Source organism: Moorella thermoacetica (assembly GCF_001267405.1).
Taxonomy (GTDB): Bacteria; Bacillota; DSM-521; order Neomoorellales; family Neomoorellaceae; genus Neomoorella; species Neomoorella thermoacetica.
Map to the genome: position 1 here is coordinate 295,624 of NZ_CP012369.1, position 19,708 is coordinate 315,331.

A 19,708-nucleotide genomic window follows, 5' to 3' on the forward strand; every position below is an offset into this window, starting at 1 on the left:
CATTTTTTATCCCAGATCTGTGGCCATAGTTGGCGCCTCTAATAATCCTGATAAAGCATCTCACCAGTTTTTGAAAACACTAATAGAAGAGCGATTTACAGGAGACATTTTTCCGGTTAATCCTCGTGAGACAAAGGTTTTAGGGCTTGATTGTTATCCTTCACTCAAAGACGTATCTGGATATGTCGAACTGGTAGTTATTGCTATACCTGCGCCGGGTGTACCGGAAGTAATGCGTCAGGCAGCGGAGCGGGGAGATGTTAAAGGGGCGATTATCGTATCTGCAGGATTTGCCGAGACAGCGATCCCGGAACGAGTAAAGCTTGAAAAAGAGGTAGTGGCTATTGCCAGGAGTGCTGGAATCCGCGTCATAGGTCCAAATTGCAATGGCGTTATCAACACCGAAAACAGGTTAAGCACAAGCTTTGCCCCGGGCCTGCAGATGATTCCTGGTAATATTGGCTTCTTTACGCAGAGTGGTGCCACTGGCGGTTCTATCCTGATGTTGACGGCAGCTCAGCCCAAACCCCTGGGTTTCAGCAAGTGGGCCCATGTGGGGAATATGTGTGATGTCACTAACCTGGAGATTCTAGAGTATTACGCAAGCGATCCTTCAGTAAAGGTAATTGCCGGTTATATGGAAGGAGTACGGGACGGACGGGAATTGATGCGCCTGGCCGAGAAGATCACTAGGAAAAAACCATTACTTGTATTAAAGGTCGGGCGGACTGAAGTTGGCTCAAGGGCTACTTTGTCTCATACAGGTACCCTGGCGGGATCGGATAAGATCTATGATGCGGCTTTTACCCAGAGCGGCATAGTAAGGGTCGATAAGTTAGAAGAATTGGTAGATAGCGCAAAGGTGCTGGTAATGGCACCTCCACCGCGTGGCAACAGGGTATGTATTCTGACTGAAGCAGGCGGCCTGGGCATTATAGCCATGGATGAAGTAGGAAGCGATCCGGCGGTTCGCTTGGCGTCTCTAACTCCGGAGACGCAAAAAGCCTTGGCCGAGGTGCTGCCTCCCATGGCTATGATCTGCAAGCCCAACGGTTATATTGATATGACGGCCGCAGCCATGGAACGAGAACATGCTGAAGCCTTACGACTGGTACTAGAAGATCCTAACGTTGACGCAGTGCTTTTGATAGGCCTGCCACCTACTTTTCTCCCAGCGGAACGCGTAGCTCAGGCCATTGCCGCGGTAGCTAAGAAATATGATAAACCGGTCCTTGTATGCTTTATGACTGGTAAAGCTATGGAAGATGGCCGTAGATACCTGGAGGAGAGGGGTATACCGACTTTCGATACACCCGACCGCGCTGCCAGGGCACTTATCAACCTTATTAAAGCTGGTAACAGGTTAAATACCGGCAATAGCAACCTATCGGCGGTGGAGAAGCAGGGGTATACACCCCACCCCCTGGTTACCCAGGCCAGCCGTGAAGGACGAAACCTGCTGGAGCCGGAGGCAATAGAAGTATTGCGTGATTACGGCATCAAGATGCAGCCGGGACGTATCACCCACAGCAGGGAAGAGGCAGTAAGGTGTGCTCAAGAAATAGGTTATCCGGTAGTCCTTAAAATAGTGTCGCCGCAAATTGTTCATAAGAGCGATTATGGCGGTGTTAAGTTAAATCTGCAAACAGCTGAAGAGGTTGGCAGGGCTTATGAAGAGTTAATCGCTAGCGTGCAAGCCAAAGCTCCCACGGCTGAAATCAAAGGGGTCCTGGTAACGCCCTTCGTCAGTGGTGGTACGGAGGTTATCATCGGTGTACTTCGTGACAACCAGTTCGGCCCGGTAGTGATGTTTGGACTGGGAGGCATCTTCGTAGAGGTCTTCAAGGATGTAAGCTTCCGGGTAGCTCCTTTCAGCCGGGAAGAGGCTCTGAGTATGATTGCTGAGACCAAGGCTTATACACTGCTTAAAGGAATAAGAGGTGGACAACCGAAAGACATAACGGCCCTAGCCGATCTCCTGGTGAAAATAGGAGAGCTGGCCATATCTAACCCGCAAGTAAAGGAAATGGATCTGAATCCGGTAGCGGTATTAGAAGAAGGTTTTGCTGTACTTGACGTTCGAATGATCATAAAAGGCTAGGTGATTCCTTCGATGCCGTATGCTGATCTGCGTCAATTTCTAGAGCGCTTGGAAGCTGAAGGACAACTCGTCAGGGTAAAAGAACCGGTTCAGGCTGAACCAGACTTAAGCTCTATTGGAAGGGCAGCAGCTAATTTAGAACAGGCACCAGCAGTACTAGTGGAAAACATTAAAGGTTATTACCAGAAAGTTGCTTTGAACGTGCATGGTTCCTGGGCCAACCATGCCCTCATGTTCGAGCTACCCAAAGATATGCCGGTAAAAGAACAGTTTATGGAAATTAGCCGCCGATGGGATAATTTTCCTGTTCCTGTAAGACGGGTGTCCAGCTCCCCGGTTAAGGAGATAAAGCATCACGAACAGATAAACCTGTTTGAACTTATGCCTCTATTCAGGGTAAACAAGTTCGATGGGGGCTTCTACCTCTCCAAAGCGGCAGTGGTTAGCCGCGATCCCGAGGATCAAGATAACTTTCACAAGCAGAATGTTGGCATTTACCGTATCCAGGTAAAAGGTAAAGATCTTCTCGGAATTCAAGTACTCCCCTTCCACGATATTGCTATCCACTTACGCAAGGCAGAGGAGCGCAATCAGCCATTGCCAGTTGCTATTGCTGTAGGCAATGATCCGGTACTGACTTTCGTTGCCAGCACGCCAATGGCCTATGAAGAGTCAGAATACGAAATGGCCGGGGCCTTGCGCGGTGAACCATTTGAAGTTATTAAGGCAGAAACGTCTAACCTTGATGTCCCGGCAGGAGCAGAACTTATCCTGGAAGGCGAAATTCTTCCCCGCCGTCGTAGTCCGGAAGGACCGTTTGGCGAATTTCCTGGAAGCTACTCGGGCGTTAGAATGCAAGCGGAAGTAAAGATTCATACGGTTACCCACCGGGTGGACCCGATTTTCGAGAACCTGTATCTTGGTGTACCTTGGACGGAAATAGATTATCTTCAGGCACTGAACACCAGCATTCCTCTATATAAACAAATTAAAGCCTCAATGCCTGAGGTAGTAGCAGTAAATGCTATGTATACGCACGGTATAGGGGTGATTATTTCTACCAACTGCCGTTTTGGCGGGTACGGTAAAGCAGTAGCAATACGGCTACTGTCCACCCCCCACGGCATGCCCTATTCCAAAATTATCATTGTGGTAGATGACTTTGTCGATCCCTTTAATTTAGAGCAGGTCATGTGGGCATTGACAACCAAGGTGCGCCCTGATAAAGACGTAATACTGATTCATAATGCTCCTGGTATGCCGCTGGATCCTTCATCCGATCCACCAGGAATGCATACAAAATTGATTATTGATGCTACTACTCCGGTACCGCCAGACGTTGTGAGCAGGGAGGTGGAGTTAGTAGATACCCCTGCTAAGACGGCTTTGTGGGAAAAGATACTTAAAGAACTCCATCGAAATAAAAAAGGAGGGAGCATGTAATGATCTGTCCCCGCTGCGATCAGGATACCGCGGAAAAGCTGGTGGATTCTCCCAGGGGTCAGGAATGGTCCGTTTACCTTTGCCACACCTGTTATTTCTCCTGGCGTTCCACGGAAGATGAGAGTATTACCGATCCCCGTTTTTATTCAACTAAGTTCAAATTGTCTCCGGATAGTTTTGAGAAAATGCTTTGTATACCACCCGTTCCGCCCCTTAAATCTACTTGAGAAGTTAATGTCAACAGCCGGGTACTATTGTGTTAGTGCAAGTGGAGGTGATAAAAGTGACCCGTGACCCACCTTTTCCAATTGAAGATTAGTCTGGCTGGTTCTTATAACCGCCTGGGACCACAAATAAATAAGCAACCCTGATTAGACGGGTAGGAGGAGCAATAAAAATGGACGCGAAAAATACAGCTGCTGGCTCGTACGGCAAAGTGTTAGCAGGTCTGTTAGCTATTATTGTCTACATTATACTGACAAATTTACCCACTCCTGCGAATTTGCCGCCCCAAGGCCAAAAAGCCCTGGCCTTTATGGTCGCTGTCGTGATCGTCTGGGTTTTTGAAGTCATTCCTATCGGTATTTCCGCAGCTCTGTTCTTAATGATTATGGATATACTAAAGGTCTTCCCTATGAAGGATGCCATGGCGAATTTTGCTACTACCACTCTTTTCTTTATCTTATCAGCGTTTATTATAGCCATAACTTTCATCAATACTGGGCTTGGGAACCGCGTTTCGTTAATGGTGAGCGCTATCTTTGGGCAGAAAACTGATAGAGTCCTGCTGAGCTTTATGTTACCTACAGCTATTATTTCTAGCGTACTAGCGGACATTCCCACAGCTGTGATTTTTTCGAGTATAGCATATCCTCTTCTACAGAAAAATGGCTGCCTTCCGGGGAAGTCAAATTTTGGCAAGGCCTTGATGTTGGGGATTCCTATTGCCGCAGCTATTGGCGGTATTGCTACCCCTGCGGGTAGTGGTCTCAATATCATGTCTATTTCACTCCTCAAGAACACGGCCGGCGTCGAGATTAATTTTTTACAATGGGCGCTTATCGGATTTCCTATGGCAATCTTACTCACCCTGGCAGCCTGGTATATTGTGCTAAAATTTTATCCGCCCGAATTTGACCACGTACGGGGATTGGAAGATATCGCGAAAGCCAGACAGGATCTTGGCCCTCTCACGGTCAACGAGAAAAAATTCATAGCCATCTTCTCCGTCACGTTGGTCTTGTGGTTTACTCAGCCATGGAATCATATCGATCCCTCGGTAGTTGCTATTATCACGGCTTCCTCATTTTTCCTGCCGGGAGTCAAATTAGCAACCTGGGATGATGTCAAAGGAAAATTGAGCTGGGATGTTTTACTCCTACTAGGGACTGCCAACAGTCTGGCCATGGCGATTTGGCAGCTCAAGGGAGCTGCTTGGCTGGCCAACACGGTCCTGGGTGGATTGGCTGGTGTCGGCCTCCTGATAGTATTGTTCGCCGTTACAGCTTTCGGCATCTTCTCCCACTTAATTATACCTGTAGGTGGTGCCGTAGTGGCTGTAGCCATTCCGGTACTCGCAGTACTGGCTAAAAATACCGGGATCAATCCTGCCCTGCTAGTTATTCCAATTGCGTATACTGCGTCTTGTGTATTTTTATTACCTCTGGATCCCATTCCGCTAACCACATATCATTACAAATATTGGAAATTTTGGGACATGATGAAACCAGGTTTCCTTATTTCCCTCGTCTGGTTGGTTTTAATGGTTATATTTATGTATATAGGACAGGGCGTTGGAATAATACGATAATTTTGCTAATATCTAAACATGGAGCGATACCAGGAGAAAGTTGAAAAAGCCAACTGCCAGATTATTTAAGATTGTTACTGCGTTGCCATAAATTGTACCGTCTGTTTAGGTAGAACAGTCATACCTTCCGAGTGGCGGCCCCTCAGAACTGTCTTGACATGCTGGTGATAGCATTAATGCTTCAAACGAGGCGGCCGCCACCTCCAAGTGTTAACCCCTGCCATGCGGCTTAGAAATATAAAGTTCCAATATAGAAACATAAAAGTCGAAAAGGAAGAAGTGAAGAACTGATCGTTTAAGTTTAGGTGACCGTAAGCCAGAAATGAATTACAAAAAACTTTACGTGATAGACGAAAGGACGTGAGACAAATGGCCCCAAAGTCTCTGGCTCAAAGGTCGCCAGGCAACTGGGGAGGGTTTATGCCATTATTCCCTTACTTACTTGTTATATCCCTTTGTATTATTGTGGTCACTGTAACGCTTGGTTCGGGAACTCTAGTAATGGTGCTTGTTGGAATTCTTTTAAGTAGTACAGGAGCTTTCTTGCTATGGCAGAGATGGATCCACCCGCTTTTGCTTCTTCAGCGGTTCCTCTCCCTTTTGGAAAAAGGTGATCCGGTAGCTGCAGAAAAATTTTTAAAGGCCCAGAAATGGAGCAGGGGCTTTCATGAGATAGCCGGTCGGGTCCTAGAAGCTTTTTTTCGCATGATCGGGAACATGCAGAGGAGTTCGGATGAGCTAAATTATCTCGTCGGGGTGATACAGCGCGAAGCAGAGGCCAATCGTGTAAGTCTTGCTGAGATAGCTCGGACTATGCAAGATATGGCCGGTGGTGCGGATGAGGAAGCCGGGGCTACCCAAAGAGTAGCGGAAAATGTAGAAGCATTGACGGCTTTAGCTAAGGACATAGCCCATCTTTCCTCAGAAGGAGTCAATCTGGTAGGTGAGGCTAAACGACGTGAGGAGAAGGGCAGAGAGGTTCTAAAGGTTCTGCTGGCCAATATGGAACGGGCGGCGGTGTCGATAGAAGAGGCAGCGGAGAAGGTTATGAGGCTGGAGGTGAAAATAGAGAAAGTCAACGAGTTTGTAAGATATGTAACGGAGATAACGGACCAGACGAATCTACTGGCGTTGAACGCGGCGATCGAGGCGGCGCGGGCAGGTGATTCTGGCCGCGGTTTTGCAGTGGTAGCTGGAGAAGTAAGGAAACTAGCCGAACGTTCCGCGCAGGCTGCGCAGAATATAGTACGTATAGCGGAGACGATCCAGGAGGTGGCAAAGGAGGCGGCAAAACAGGTAGAGGAGAATGTAAGGCTAGTAAAAGATAACTTGGAGCAGGGCGAAGAGACAATGCGGGAAATGGAGGAAGTTACAGAGGCCTTTACTCGTGTTGCTGGTGCCATGGAAGAGATATACAGCAACGCCCGTAAACAGGCAGAGCGGGCGCAGAATATAAACCAGGATGCATCCCATATGGCGGCCGTAGCCCAGGAGACGGCAGCGGGAGTAGAAGAGGTAACAGCTTCAGTGGCGCATCAGGAGATGGCCATGGAAACAATGGAGGAAAGCGTTGTCAAGCTATCGGACATGGCTGGACGCTTTGATGAACTTGCAAACCAGTACACGAAAGAAGGATGGGACGAGGCTACGAAAAACAGCCTGATCCAGAACGGGATGCAGATTTTAAAGAGTTTGGCAGAAAATAGCGAGATAAAAAGTATGCAAATAGAAAAATTAAGAAAGCCTTTCGATGAAGCAGTTGCAGGTCTAGATTTCATCAAATACCCCATGGTAGTAGGCCTTGACGGTAACATTATCTACTCTCCTTTGAAATTTAATCAATCTATCAACTGGTCATTTAGACCGTGGTTTCAGGCCGCGATAAAGGGGGAGTCTTACATAGGGAAACCTTATATAACTCAGGCGACTAACAGGTTGGCTGTACCCATTTCATGCCCCATTAAAAATGAAAAAGGGGAAGTTTTAGGGGTGTTAGCAGCAAATATTGCCGAAGATTAGAAGGCCAGCCAGGTTAGTGCCACCTGAAAAACTCAGGGCAAAAGCCTTAACTTCTCAAAAACCGGATAATTATTTTATAAACCAGGAGGAGTTACCGTAAATTCCTCATTTTCCGTAGAAACGCCTGAAACCAAATACATGGAGGGTGCAGGAAATGTTAATCATCGGTGAAAAACTAAATAGCGCGATCCCCAGTGTCCGTCAAATCATTAATGACAAAAACGCCGCGGCCGTGCAGGACCTGGCCCGGAGGCAGGCGGAAGCGGGAGCGGACTACCTGGATCTAAATACCGCCCACTGTGACGAAGTGGCCGATATGGAGTGGCTTGTGCGTACAGTGCAAGAAGTAACCGATGTACCTTTATGCATTGATAGCACAGCAGGGGAGGCAATAAAAAAGGGTCTGGAGACCGTCAAGGGCGATAAGAGCAAGGTGATAATCAACTCCATATCCATGGAAAAAAAGCGTCTGGAAGAAGTATTGCCACTTGTACTCGAATACCAGTGCCCGGTAATCGGCCTGACGGTGGACGACAATGGTATCCCGAAAACGGCTGAAGAAAGGATCAAGATAACTGAGGGACTGATAGAGACCCTGAGCAGGAAGAATTATGATTTGAGCAACCTGTATATCGATCCGCTGGTTCTCCCCCTGGCCGTAAACCACACCAATGCGGTGATGTTTTTCCAGTGCCTGAGGGATATCAAGAGGTTATTTAAAGTGAAGACAGTATCCGGTTTAAGCAACATCTCGTTTAACATGCCGAAGAGGAAGCTCATCAACCGTTACTTCCTGACAATATGTATGGCGAGCGGCATGGACGCGGCCATTCTCGATCCGTTGGATGGAAAAATCATGACCGCAGTCACCACCACCGATTTATTGCTGGGTAACGACCGTTTCGGAAAGTGTTGATTGTCAATAGAATTGACCCACTATGTGCAAATAAAATTGACCCACTGGGGAACAAAAATAATAAGCTGCAAGTCATGCGCTAAAGGGAATGAAGGTGTAGCCTCCGATTTAACGGTCGTTGGCTGCTTTCAGTTTACCCTTGAGCCGGTAGCTAGTGCCGTTAATATAGAAAATGCGGGCATGATGCACAAGCCGGTCAATTATGGCCGCGGCTACCACCTGGTCGGAAAATATCTCCCCCCATTCGTTGAAGTTGTAGTTGCTGGTCAGGATAATACTCCCCTTCTCGTAACGCATGGAGACCAAGCGGAAGAGAAGATTGGCCTGTTCTTTAGTTACAGGCATGTAGCCGAGTTCGTCGATGATTAGAAGGTTTAGCCGGGAGTAACCCAATAGCTTGTCAAGGAGACTGCCGTCTTTGGCGCTCAAAAGTAGTTCTTCCAGTAGTTTCTGAGCCGTAATAAACACTACCCGGTATTTGGCCATGCAGGCCTTGATACCTAAGGCTACTGATAGATGGGTCTTGCCGACCCCGGGCGGCCCCAGGAAGATGATATTCTCCTTTTTCTCCACGAAATCCAGGGAGCTTAAAGAGATAATTTCTTTTTCCCGGATTGAGGGTTGAAAGCTAAAGTCAAATTCCTCCAGGGTTTTGATAAAGGGGAAACGCGCTTTATTGATTTTCGTCTTGACCGTGCCTTCGTTTTTCCTTTTTAACTCCTCTTCGAAGAGAAGGGAGAGGTATTCGGTATAAGAAAGGTTGTTTTGCGAGGCTTTTTCTGTTATCTCCTGGTAATGGGCAAGCATCCCCTTTAGTTTTAAGGCCTGCATCTGGCTTTCCAGGTAAGCGGTTAATTTGTTGCTCATGATACTGCCGCCACCTCGCTCTCCTTTAGGGCATAACAGGAGAGGTCCCGTTTGATTTTACCTGGCGGCATATTGACACTTGCCGGGTCACAGGCACAAGAAAGCGGAGCGATTTCCTTGCGCTCTAAAAGCCTTTTTACGCTGTTTTTGTGATAAGAACCGATTTTCAGGCATTCTTTGATGGCTGCTATGATATCTTCTGGGGTATATATCTCCTGATAGCTTAAGATTTCCGCCAGGTGCCAGTACAGGTTGGCGCCATTTTTATCACGCAGGCCTTCCAGATACCTTTGGCCATCCTCGCCAAAGGCGCTGGTGAACTTCTCCACCAGGGCCGAGCGTAGCTTCAGTTTCTTTTCCTGGTATTGACGGTTGATGGTTTCGTGTTCGGGGTGAAGGGGACGGGCGGTTTGTTTTTTAAGGTCAAGGTCAAACTCCGCTAAAAGCGCACCTTCCTCGTCATATACCTTTAAGCGCCGGCCGTAGATGTTTTCGACCCACACCCTCCTTAAGCAGTAGCGCATGGGTACGGGGTAGAGATTGCCGTCATGGGATATATAGCCGTCATTGCTCACCTTCCGGGGTTCTTTATGGTGTAATAAGGCCGGTTCGACAGCCGGTATTTTAACAAGGCACCCTTTTTCCTCGGCAAACATTTCTTCCGGCGGCCGGCCTAAGGTGCTGTGGGGCCTTTTGTTGTAGGCTTCCTGGAACTCGGAAAGCTTTACAGCGAATTCGTTTAAGTTCCCCACCTCCAGGCCCCGCAGCAGGTGTTCCTGGACATAGTAAAAGGGGCGTTCTACCTTTCCCTTGGTCCGGGCACGGTAGTTGGCGCAAGGACAGGGCTCAATGCCATACAGCCCGCAGAATTTTAAAAACTCGTCATTATACCGGACAATACCGTCCTTCTGGTGGGTGATAACCATTTGCTTGCCGTTGTCTATCACCAACTCCGGGGCATAACCGCCGAAGAAGTCAATGGCTTCAATCAGAACCCGGATCACATCGGCGGTGGTGATGCTTAAAGAGAAGGTGTAGAATTTCATCCGGCTGTAGGATAAGACCACTTCGTGGAGATATATTTTCACGAGCTTCCCGTCAACTGGTAGCGTCCACACCTTCCAATCGTACTGCATCTGTTTACCTGGGCCTGTTTCCACCCGGGTGGTGGCTAATTTAGCGGTCCTGTCATCTTCCTTGATGGCCCTAAGATAACGGTGGACGCTGGCCAGGGAGCCTTGATAGCCCTTATCTTTCAGTTCTTTGTAAATCCTTGTGCCGATATATCCTTTGGCAAGCATAACCTTTATTTCTTCCAGAAACTTGTCCAGTTCTTTGGTATACTCCCTGGCTTTAAACTGGGGAGGGCCGGCTTCTTTAAGGTACTTCCTGACGGTATTCCTGGACACCCCAACATCCCTTGCTATTTGCCTGATGCCGACCCCTTGAGCGTGCAGTGCCTTGATGCGCTGCCATTTGTACATGCTGACCACCTCTTTTTCCTCCCCCTCTCAGGGGAGATTTTATCACAAGGTGGGTCAGTTTTATTTGACGATCCTGGGTCAATTCTATTTTACGATCTACAGGAAAGAACTTTTTAAAGGCATATCGTAAAGATTTGTTAGCGGATTAAAGTAATAAGAAGTTAAAGGGTGAGGTAATACGGTTAGGTAAGAAGAAAAGAAAAAAGGACCGGAGGAGCACTCCATGAGGTGGACGTCATATAAGCAAGGAGAGGGAATGAGAGAGTATGAGTAAGGAAAAGCTTTATCAGGAGAGACTGCAGCGTTACATCACAGCCATGGAATGTGGCAAACCGGATAAAGTTCCTATAGCTTTCTCAGTTGGTGAATGGGCTGTCAAGTACACCGGCAGTACTCTTGAAGAAGTATATTACAACCTTGACAAATCAATTGAAATAACTTGTGAAGTAGTACAGGACCTCGATTTTGACATTTTCGGAGGTGGTCCCACCTTATGGTGGCCACCAATGTTCGATGCCATGGGTTCGAAATTGTATAAGTTCCCGGGTATTCATTTAGAGGAGAACTCGCAATTCCAGTATATGGAAGAAGAGTACATGAAACCGGAAGACTATGATGATTTTATTGCCAATCCTACTGAATGGCTGGCAACTAAATATTTGCCTCGTATTAGTGAGGAGTTTGCCAGGCCAGGCTCATACCGAGCCACGGTAGCGCTAATTAAAAGCGCGGCTGCTTATGCCATAGCCAGCAATGTCATGGCTAAAGGGTGGGAAAAGTGGACGAAGGAACACGGCGTAGTACCTTCTACGAGCGGGTTTACCAAGGCGCCTTTCGATACCCTGGGTGACACTCTGCGGGGTATGAAAGGGATTTTGCTTGACATCCGCCGTCGACCCGAGAAAGTCCTGGCCGCGTGCGAAGCGATTATACCACATAATATAGCCTATGCCATGATTGGGGCTCGTGGAGATACCACTTTACCTTGTAAGGCAACCCTTCATCGAGGTGCCTACCCGTTCCTGAGCATGGAACATTGGGAAAAATTCTACTGGCCGTCTTTGAAGGCAGTTATCGAAGGTCTCTGGGCGCAAGGAAAGAGGATGTACTTCTTTGCTGAAGGAAATTGGACCCCGTATCTTGAGAAGATAGCTGAACTGCCGGATAAAAGTATTGTATTCATCATAGATACAACTGATGCCAAAAAAGCGAAAGAAATTCTCGGCGGTAAGTTCTGCCTGTGGGGTGGCGTTCCCACTACGCTTCTGACTTACGGCACGCCGGCACAAGTGAAGGATTGTGTGAAGCAGGCTATTGATGAACTGGCCTGTGACGGGGGCTTTGTCCTTGCACCTGGCGGAGCTGTTATGAGTGATGCCAAGCGGGAAAATATTTTTGCAATGATTGAAGCAGGACGAGAGTACGGCGTTTATTAACAAAGGGAAGGGGAAGTCAATGGCTGAAAATAAGGAGAAAACATTTGTTCCGGAAGCCGGTACTTGCGTGCCGTGGAAGGTTAAGAGGGAAGAGCTGGGGGAAATCCCCGGCAATGAGGAGATTGTAAAAAAAGAGTGGGAGAAACTCGAGGCCTTTGCCTACGCCTTTATCTGGTTCTGGGTACAGCGGTAGCCCGCAGAGATATTTAATTCTCTAGAATTAGGAGTGAGGTCTTTATGCTGACAGACACTTTATCAAAGGCAATGGCAGAACTAGAAGAAGAACAGGTACTCGCGCAGGTAAAAGAACGCCTGGGAGGGGGAGTCGCGCCCCTGGAGATTGTCAAAACCCTCCAGGAAGGCATGGTAGAAGTAGGCAACCGGTTTCAGTCGGGCGAGTATTTTCTGAGCGAATTAATAATGGCAGGCGAGATAATGAAGGGCGCCATGGATATTTTAGAACCACACCTGGGGGGAGAAAGTGGAGAACACAAAGGAACCATAGTGATCGGCACAGTGAAGGGAGATATCCACGACCTGGGCAAGAATATAGTCATCATGCTGTTAAAAGGGGCGGGGTATAAAGTAGTCGACCTGGGGGTGGATGTACCGAAAGAGAGGTTTGTTGAAGCCCTGCAGGAAACGAAGGCGCCCCTGGTAGGCATGAGCGTGCTCTTAACCAGTTGCCAGGAGGCGATGAAAGAAACCATCGAAGCGATCCGGGGTGCAGGTCTGGACACCAGGGTGGTTATTGGAGGCAACTATATAGACGAAACCGTGAAGAATTATGTAGGAGCGGACTATTATGCCACCACGGCTACCGATGGAGTAAAGGTGGCGGCGGAAGTGTTCGGAGCATAGTGTTAATGCACGGAAGGTTGGCAACGATAAGGAATGGGGCCTGAAAAATGGCCCCTATTCTTTATTCATGCCATTGGTTTACCCCGGGTTTTACTTTTACTTTGGTAATGTCTTTTTGTATAAAGAAGGAATCCCATAATGCGTGTCGAAATTTATTTTATCTAGTCTAGTAATTCTTGGTCAGAGGAGTACACTAGCAATGTCAAAGAAATTACAGATAAGCAATTACCAAAAGAACCATATTAACCCAACGGGGGGGTAATTTATGTAGTAAATGTAAAAAGATGGAAGCAATTTGGCTACCACTTATTGTTCTTTCCATAAACAATAATCCTACCTTATTTAACCCCTATTAAAACTTCTTCTCGCAAAGAACCCTTTCTGGTTTTGTTTCCCATAAAAAGGCTAAAAGAGCGATAAAAAACTAATTCTCCACCCCCTAGACTAAAAAATTTGCAAATCAGTAGAAGGCTTTAGTGTAAAAGGCAAACCACCTGAAAGGGTGGGACGCAAAGCCATGGGTCTACAGCCGTTACCGGTATGACTGCCAGGCTGCCGCTAGTAAAGTCTTGATTGATAGGTTTTTATAAAGGCAGCCTGGTTATGTTAAATGGCTGCCTTTTCTATTTTTATTCAGCCTCCGGGGGTTGACTGGCTTTTGGAGGTGATTGTTCTTTGAAAGCCCAGGGTTCCTAGCCTTAACACCGGCTTAAAGGGGGTGTTCTAGTATGCAACAATGTCGTCAGTGTAACCAGAAGACCCCGGAACGTTCTTGCCCTGATTGCGATTACTTTATGACCCCGGGCTCTTTGCGCCGGAAGCCCCCGTCACCTATAGGAATAAATCTGGTTGCAGCTGACGGGAGGCGTTATGACGGCCGTATCCTGGTCTTAAATATGATGGAGTTGGGATTAGAAACAGATGCCCCGGTACCCGGGAAATATCGTATTCACCTTCATCAGAACCTCAGCCTGGATGTGGCCGGGGTACCCACCAGAGGGAAGGGGAATATTCGCCTTTTTGATATCCTGACTGTTTACCGGGATCAGGAAACAGCTACCCGCCTTAGCAGTGACGAGTACGCTTTATTAACCGGAAGTACGGGGGACTTTATTGAACAAGTATCCCAGCTGGTCCCCGTCCACCTGCAGAAACTGGTAAAAGAGCGGTTACTTGCCGAAATCCAGAACTCTGAGATTTTGAAGGCTATGCAGATCGGCAGCGTGTTGCGCTATGAAAGGGGACGATTTCGCCATTTAGGGGGCCAGGCTGATCTAGAATTACCCCCGGAGGAAATAGAAAAATTGATACATAAGGCAATTCGCCAGGGTACCCACTGCCGGGAGCTCATTGTAAGTAGTGACGGGAAAAGGGTTTTTGACCTGCATGGGATCCCCCTGGATCCTTACTCCGGGGGCTTGCTGGCCTTCGATATTACGGAGATTATCCATAAAGAAAGGCAGATGCGCCGGCAGGAGATGCTTGCTTACCAGGAAGCCATTGCTGCTGTTACCAATGGCCGGTTGAGGCTCTCGACCCGGGCGGAGATTGCTTCATTACTTTCCCAGGGACATGAGCTGGCCAAGGGTGAAGTTCAGAAGGCTGCCGATGTTGCCCTGGCGCGGAGCAAGTTGCGCAGTATATTACCAGAGGTTTTTCGTGGTCGCCAGCACGGTATCTGCCTGGGCTTGACCGAAGCCTTAACTAATGCCTTAAAACACGCTGGCGGGGGTGAATGGGTAGCCAGGCAGGACGATGAAGTCCTGCGCGTAATTGTCCAGGACCACGGCCAGGGAATAAAACTAAAGGATCTACCCAAGGCAACCCCTCTTAAGCCCCGAAATTAGATTGGACAATCTTCCAAATTCATGAGACTATAAGGTCAGGAGGTTGTTCAAGTGGAACGTCGGAAATTTACCCTAGAGTTCAAGCGCCAGGTCGTCGAACAGGCCATCGCTGCCGGAAATAATTCCGTCGTTGCTCGGAAGTATGATATCCGGCCGAATATTGTCAGCCGATGGGTTCGTCAGTACAAAGCCGGCCAACCCATGCAAGGCAGTAGCCCAAAGGGAAACGCCACCCACGTTACTCAGCAGGAACACGCCCGACTCGTTGCAGAGAACCGTGAGTTAGACAAACAGAATACCCATCTAAAGCAACTTCTGGGCGAAAAAGACCTTGAAATTGCTATATTGCGTGACCTATTAAAAAAAGCCAACCCTCACTTGCAGATAAAGTAGCCATTGCGCACAAGTGGATCACAGCCGGGTACAACGCTACTCTCGTGCTGCGCATAGTGGGGGTTTCTCGATCCACCTATTATTATCAATTAACACATGAACCCAAGCCGCATACCACGACGGGTAGACGTCCGTTTCCTGGTCATTCACTGACTGTGGGCGGCCGCAAGGTCAGTGATGAACAGATTAAGGAATGGATTATGGAGTCTATTTCCGGTGATGGTTACGCCTACGGGTACCGTAAGCTCACTCATATGCTTCGACAAGATCATGAGCTGGTGGTGAACGAGAAAAAGGTATACCGCTTGTGTAAGGAACTGGATATTCTGCGGCCACAACGGAACCTCCGTCGGAAACACCCGCGGAATTTGGCCCAGAACCGCACTATCACAGCGCCAAACCAGCTCTGGGAGGTCGATGTCAAGTACGGATACATTGCAGGAGAAGACCGGTTTTTCTTTGTGCTGTCGTACATTGACGTCTTGACAGGCAGATTGTGGGCTATCATATTGGTCTAACCTGTGAAGCCAGACATGCCGTTGAAACTTTTCGAGCAGCATTGTGGAAACGTCAGATTCTTCAAAGGAATTTACCATTACCCATCATCCGTTCGGATAATGGACCCCAGTTTGTAAGCCATCTGTTTGAATCGGAATGTGAGCGATGGAATGTCCTACACGAGAGAATACCGCCCAAGACACCGAATATGAACGCATATATCGAATCGTACCATCGGCTTCTTGAGGATGAATGCTTGTCGATGGGCGAGTTTGGGACCTACGCGGAGGCATATCAGGCGGTCGTGGAATTCGTTAGCCGTTATAACAACCGCCGATTGCACTCTAGTTTACACTACCTGTCGCCGGCCAAGTTTTACCGTCGTCATATCGAGACAGGATTGCAGCCCAGATATCCCGTGAGGGTGTGACGTAAATTGGTGCGTATCCGGAAGCCTTTGCCCCTTAAAAGCTTGAAGAAAAATTGCAAGAGAGCTTAATGTCGGGTGCATATGTCCAATCTGCGGGGGTTAATCCGACCCTAATGCAACATTACTCTACCAAGGAATCCCTGGGTAGCGGGTTTACTTTAATGCTCTATTATACCGACGAACTCTACCTGGCTACAGGAAATTCCGGGACGACCCTGGTCCTCAATTTTTGTCAAGTAGCGGGGCAAAAAGCTTGTTAAATAAAGGGGAAGGGGATAAGTGGTTATGCTGACAATAGAGGTAACTAGAGTTAATGATAGCCGCTGTTTAAACCTTAAAGGGGAATTGGATATGGAAACCCTGCCGATGCTGGAACGAATGGCGGAAGCCCGGGAGGGGGAAGGCCGGCTGATTATCAATCTGTCCGGAGTTTCATTTATCGATTCGACGGGCCTCAGGGGATTGTTAACTATCCAACAAGAGTGGGCGGCAAAAGGAGGGAGGGTGCACTTTCTTAACCCCTGCCCGGAGGTAGCAGAGGTTTTCCGCCTGGTAGGCCTGGAAGAACTTTTACAGGGAACTTCAGGAGAAATGGTGGAGGCAGGTGAAAATTAAATGGCCCTGGATGCCGGTAGGATAGAGAAGCAAATAATACATGCCGGTATACAGGGAGCCGGTTGCAGTATTCCGGCAGAAGTGGAGGGAGGGGATTTTTTTGATTTTATCCCCCTGGGTAAGGAACGGCTTATTGCCGCAATAGGCGATGTAATGGGCAAAGGCAGCAGGGCTGCCAGGCATATGAAAGACTTGAGGGCTATAGTACATGCCTGTGCCGGGAACAATATGCCGCTCCTGACGATGATGGAACAAATAAACGAAAGGGGCGGGAAACAACTCCAGCTTGCCAGGTCCTTTGCAACCCTGTGCCTGATTTCTTACGAGATGTATAATGCCCGCTTGACATCCCTCAGTGCGGGACATCCGGCGCCTCTGGCTTTTAGTGGTAATAAATTACGTATCCTGAAGGTAAAGGGGGTGGCCCTGGGGCTCCTGGAAGGTTACCAGGGAACGGAGCCAGATACCGTAAGTTTGGCTCCCGGGGATGTAGTCCTCCTGTATACAGATGGCCTGGTAGAAGCCCGTAATGGGCAGGGACAAACCTACGGTTTAAAGCGCCTGGAGAATATAACTTTGGCAAACTCCTGCCAAAATGCAATCCAGCTGCGGGATACTATTTTGAATGATTTATTTACCTTCACTGGCAGGAAGCAGCAAAGGGATGATGTCACCCTGGTAATACTGAAGAGGGGTAGGTGAAAGCCGGTGAGCGGTTTGGAAGTAAGCGTACACCGGGAAAAGGATAGGAGCGTCCTGAGGGTGGCGGGAGAGCTGGATTTTAGCAATATAAACCAGTTACAGCAAGAGATTGAACGCCAGGATACAAAAATAGTAGAAATAGATTGTAGCGCTTTGCAGTTTATGGATTCCTCGGGGGCTGGTTTGCTTCTTTCTATAGCCAGGGTTCTGAACCTACAAAACCGCATTCTTGAAATCACCCATATCCCTGAGCATATATACCATGATTTGGATATAATTGGGGTTTTTCGCGTTTTAGAAAGCTTTAAGGCATCCCGTCCGACCGGGGGGAATTAAAGTGGGGGAAAGCAACACGCAAGCTACCAATTTAATTGGAACCCAAAATCCGGCCTCGAAAGATTCCGGAGCTAATAAATTGCCGGCTACGGTAGCTATTATTAACGGGCGCCCGGTAATAAAACACCCGCCTGAGGGACCCTATCCGGTAATAGTGCCATGCCGGGGATTGAGGTTGGTGGTAAATGGTGAAGAGCGAAAGGAACCGATGCCTGTCACCTCAAAAGATAAAATAGAAATACTTCCAGTTGACGAAAAGCAGGAAGGATACTGGCGCATAAAGATTAGCGGGGATAAGCTGGCAGCCTTACTGCAAATGCGACCAGGGATAATATTGCACCGGTGCCTAAAAGATTTGCCGCCAGCCAAGGTACTGCAACTTGAAGTCCTGGAGCAAGAGAGCCATTATCCTCCCTTTACTCTAGAAGATCTAGTCCGGGAGCTTAAAAGTCAAGGTATCCAGTACGGTATCGATTGGCAGACGTGTGCCCGTCTGGTCGAAGAGCCGGCAGAGGGGACATGGACCATTGCCCGTGGCCAACCGGCCTTCCCAGGTAAGGATGCTACCGTTCAATTATTATTCACAACCCAGGACAGGGTGCCTGTAACCATCAAAGAAGAAGATCAGCAGGTTAACTTTCGCGAGCGCTTTCAATTCACTTCTGTGGAACCCGGCACGGTCCTGGCCAGGAAAAAACCTGTTACCGGTGGTCGGCCAGGGAGGGCCGTGACGGGAGAAATAATTCTGCCGCCTGAACCCCGTGAAATTGAGCTCGTTGCCGGGCAGGGTGCAATTTTAAGTGATAACGGTTTAGAAGTGGTTGCCACCCGGTCTGGCCGGCCTATGGCCAGGAAAACAAAAGACCGGGTAACCATTGAAGTAGTCCCTGCTCTGATCCATGACGGCAATGTTAATCTTTCCTCGGGCAACATTAACTTCAGTGGCGATGTAATTGTAACGGGTCAGGTTGAAGAAGGGATGGCTATCGAGGCGGGAGGGAATGTGTATGTAGGGGATACCGTATCCCGGGGTATAATCCGGGCAGGGGGGTCCATTGAGGTGGCCGGCAATATCTTCGTTTCGGTACTGGCTGCCGGAGGTATTACCGCCTTTCAGCAGAGGCTGAGCCCGCTCCTGGCGAGAATTGCTGAAGAGCTAGAACAATTGATAACCGCCATTAAGCAGTTATTAAGGCACCCTTCCTTTAAAAAAGATGACCTTAAGGGCGGGATCGGCCCCCTGGTACTCCTGCTTTTGGAAAAGAAATTTCAAGGTCTTTCTCCTGCTATAGAGCTATTACAGAAAGAAGTGCAGAATTTACAAACAATATCTTTAGGTGAACCGGAAGGACTTATAAATGATTTGGAACGTCTTACTCGTTCGCCTCTCGCGGTTAAAAATTTAGACTACCTGGAAACGATGTTGCAAAAGGTTGCAGGCTGGCAGGAAGGGATTAGTGCCCCTCTCCAGGGGAGAGCTGATGTTACCGTTAATTATGTTGTTAATTCTACCATCATGGCTTCGGGTAATATTAGAGTACTGGGGGATGGCTGTTACCACTCCCGGTTACAGGCCGGGAAATCAGTAACCATAAACGGTGTTTTCCGTGGTGGTGAGATTCAGGCCCAGGGTGATGTTTATATAAGAGAACTTGGTTCGCGTAGCGGTATAGAAACCAGGGTAATCACCAGGAGTGGAGCTAGAGTGAAAGCAGGGCATGTTTTTGAGAATACCTCCGTTCAAATAGGACCACGGGTGTATTCTTTTGGCCGGGAGGAACAGGGGGTTACTTTATATCTTGATCGGGAAGGAGAGCTAATCAGAAGTTACATGAATTGACTCCAGCTCCGGCACAACCGCCATTTCGCTGGCTTGCCAATATTGGGCCTTTAAGGTATAATTATTTTAGTTGCAAAGGGGAGTAGCTACTTACCGGTAGAGTCAACATA

The 19,708-nt window shown here is 48.2% G+C and carries 20 protein-coding genes and 1 riboswitch; of the genes, 18 read left to right on the top strand and 2 right to left on the bottom strand.

Translation table 11 applies throughout. The features are described from left to right. The first annotated feature begins 19 nt into the window (after nucleotides 1-19). The 6 genes from MOTHE_RS01520 (at nucleotide 20) to MOTHE_RS01545 (ending at nucleotide 8,289) form a co-directional block, all read left to right on the top strand. A complete protein-coding gene (locus tag MOTHE_RS01520; RefSeq protein ID WP_164920302.1) occupies nucleotides 20-2,101 on the top strand; it encodes an acetate--CoA ligase family protein in 2,082 nt (693 codons plus the stop codon). Nucleotides 2,102-2,113: 12 nt separating this feature from the next. Then, nucleotides 2,114-3,544 carry a non-oxidative hydroxyarylic acid decarboxylases subunit C gene (locus MOTHE_RS01525; protein ID WP_053094586.1) on the top strand — a complete coding sequence of 477 codons (1,431 nt, stop codon included), beginning with the start codon at nucleotides 2,114-2,116 and terminating at the stop codon, nucleotides 3,542-3,544. Continuing rightward, a complete protein-coding gene (locus tag MOTHE_RS14130) occupies nucleotides 3,544-3,771 on the top strand; it encodes a non-oxidative hydroxyarylic acid decarboxylases subunit D (protein WP_011391925.1) in 228 nt (75 codons plus the stop codon). Before MOTHE_RS01525 ends, MOTHE_RS14130 begins: the two co-directional genes overlap by 1 nt. 170 nt (nucleotides 3,772-3,941) lie before the next feature. After that, entirely contained in the window at nucleotides 3,942-5,354 is a 1,413-nt protein-coding gene (locus tag MOTHE_RS01535) for an SLC13 family permease (protein ID WP_011391926.1), read from the top strand. Between the two features lie 369 nt (nucleotides 5,355-5,723). Next, nucleotides 5,724-7,373 (top strand): methyl-accepting chemotaxis protein, encoded by a 1,650-nt coding sequence (locus MOTHE_RS01540; protein WP_162490016.1) that lies wholly within the window; start codon nucleotides 5,724-5,726, stop codon nucleotides 7,371-7,373. Nucleotides 7,374-7,527: 154 nt separating this feature from the next. Beyond that, nucleotides 7,528-8,289 (top strand): methyltetrahydrofolate cobalamin methyltransferase, encoded by a 762-nt coding sequence (locus tag MOTHE_RS01545; protein ID WP_053094587.1) that lies wholly within the window; start codon nucleotides 7,528-7,530, stop codon nucleotides 8,287-8,289. 108 nt (nucleotides 8,290-8,397) lie between these two features. On the opposite strand, the gene istB is transcribed toward MOTHE_RS01545, so the two are convergent. Further along, nucleotides 8,398-9,156: an IS21-like element helper ATPase IstB gene (gene istB / locus MOTHE_RS01550; RefSeq protein WP_011391832.1), complete on the bottom strand. Its 759-nt coding sequence runs from the start codon at nucleotides 9,154-9,156 to the stop codon at nucleotides 8,398-8,400. After that, nucleotides 9,153-10,640, bottom strand: a complete 1,488-nt coding sequence (gene istA / locus MOTHE_RS01555) for an IS21 family transposase (RefSeq protein WP_011392192.1) — start codon at nucleotides 10,638-10,640, stop codon at nucleotides 9,153-9,155. Before istA ends, istB begins: the two co-directional genes overlap by 4 nt. 266 nt (nucleotides 10,641-10,906) lie before the next feature. Here istA and MOTHE_RS01560 point away from each other — a divergent pair, with 266 nt between their 5' ends. The 12 genes from MOTHE_RS01560 to MOTHE_RS01600 all read left to right on the top strand — a co-directional run bounded on the left by MOTHE_RS01560 (nucleotide 10,907) and on the right by MOTHE_RS01600 (nucleotide 19,598). Further along, nucleotides 10,907-12,076: a uroporphyrinogen decarboxylase family protein gene (locus tag MOTHE_RS01560; RefSeq protein ID WP_011391929.1), complete on the top strand. Its 1,170-nt coding sequence runs from the start codon at nucleotides 10,907-10,909 to the stop codon at nucleotides 12,074-12,076. Between the two features lie 19 nt (nucleotides 12,077-12,095). Further along, nucleotides 12,096-12,269, top strand: a complete 174-nt coding sequence (locus tag MOTHE_RS13560) for a hypothetical protein (RefSeq protein WP_165442559.1) — start codon at nucleotides 12,096-12,098, stop codon at nucleotides 12,267-12,269. A gap of 44 nt (nucleotides 12,270-12,313) precedes the next feature. Then, entirely contained in the window at nucleotides 12,314-12,937 is a 624-nt protein-coding gene (locus MOTHE_RS01565; RefSeq protein WP_011391930.1) for a cobalamin B12-binding domain-containing protein, read from the top strand. Nucleotides 12,938-13,411: 474 nt separating this feature from the next. Continuing rightward, nucleotides 13,412-13,497: riboswitch (cyclic di-GMP riboswitch) on the top strand. Between the two features lie 168 nt (nucleotides 13,498-13,665). After that, nucleotides 13,666-14,784, top strand: a complete 1,119-nt coding sequence (locus MOTHE_RS01570) for an ATP-binding protein (protein WP_011391931.1) — start codon at nucleotides 13,666-13,668, stop codon at nucleotides 14,782-14,784. A gap of 51 nt (nucleotides 14,785-14,835) precedes the next feature. After that, nucleotides 14,836-15,177 carry a transposase gene (locus MOTHE_RS01575; RefSeq protein ID WP_011391837.1) on the top strand — a complete coding sequence of 114 codons (342 nt, stop codon included), beginning with the start codon at nucleotides 14,836-14,838 and terminating at the stop codon, nucleotides 15,175-15,177. 155 nt (nucleotides 15,178-15,332) lie between these two features. Further along, a complete protein-coding gene (locus tag MOTHE_RS12645; RefSeq protein WP_080997160.1) occupies nucleotides 15,333-15,695 on the top strand; it encodes an IS3 family transposase in 363 nt (120 codons plus the stop codon). Beyond that, the gene (locus tag MOTHE_RS13985; RefSeq protein ID WP_080997161.1) at nucleotides 15,674-16,105 is read left to right on the top strand and encodes an integrase core domain-containing protein; all 432 of its coding nucleotides are present in this window, start codon (nucleotides 15,674-15,676) and stop codon (nucleotides 16,103-16,105) included. Before MOTHE_RS12645 ends, MOTHE_RS13985 begins: the two co-directional genes overlap by 22 nt. A 113-nt stretch (nucleotides 16,106-16,218) precedes the next feature. Then, complete coding sequence (locus tag MOTHE_RS13070; protein WP_176553516.1) at nucleotides 16,219-16,365, top strand: hypothetical protein; 147 nt, start codon at nucleotides 16,219-16,221, stop codon at nucleotides 16,363-16,365. A gap of 25 nt (nucleotides 16,366-16,390) precedes the next feature. Then, nucleotides 16,391-16,720 (top strand): STAS domain-containing protein, encoded by a 330-nt coding sequence (locus MOTHE_RS01585; RefSeq protein ID WP_011391932.1) that lies wholly within the window; start codon nucleotides 16,391-16,393, stop codon nucleotides 16,718-16,720. Continuing rightward, a complete protein-coding gene (locus MOTHE_RS01590) occupies nucleotides 16,721-17,422 on the top strand; it encodes a PP2C family protein-serine/threonine phosphatase (RefSeq protein ID WP_053094589.1) in 702 nt (233 codons plus the stop codon). It abuts the gene before it with no gap. Between the two features lie 6 nt (nucleotides 17,423-17,428). After that, nucleotides 17,429-17,758, top strand: coding sequence for an STAS domain-containing protein (locus MOTHE_RS01595; RefSeq protein WP_011391934.1), 330 nt, complete (start codon nucleotides 17,429-17,431; stop codon nucleotides 17,756-17,758). Between the two features lie 79 nt (nucleotides 17,759-17,837). Then, nucleotides 17,838-19,598, top strand: coding sequence for a flagellar assembly protein A (locus MOTHE_RS01600; protein ID WP_162490017.1), 1,761 nt, complete (start codon nucleotides 17,838-17,840; stop codon nucleotides 19,596-19,598). Nucleotides 19,599-19,708 lie beyond the last annotated feature (110 nt).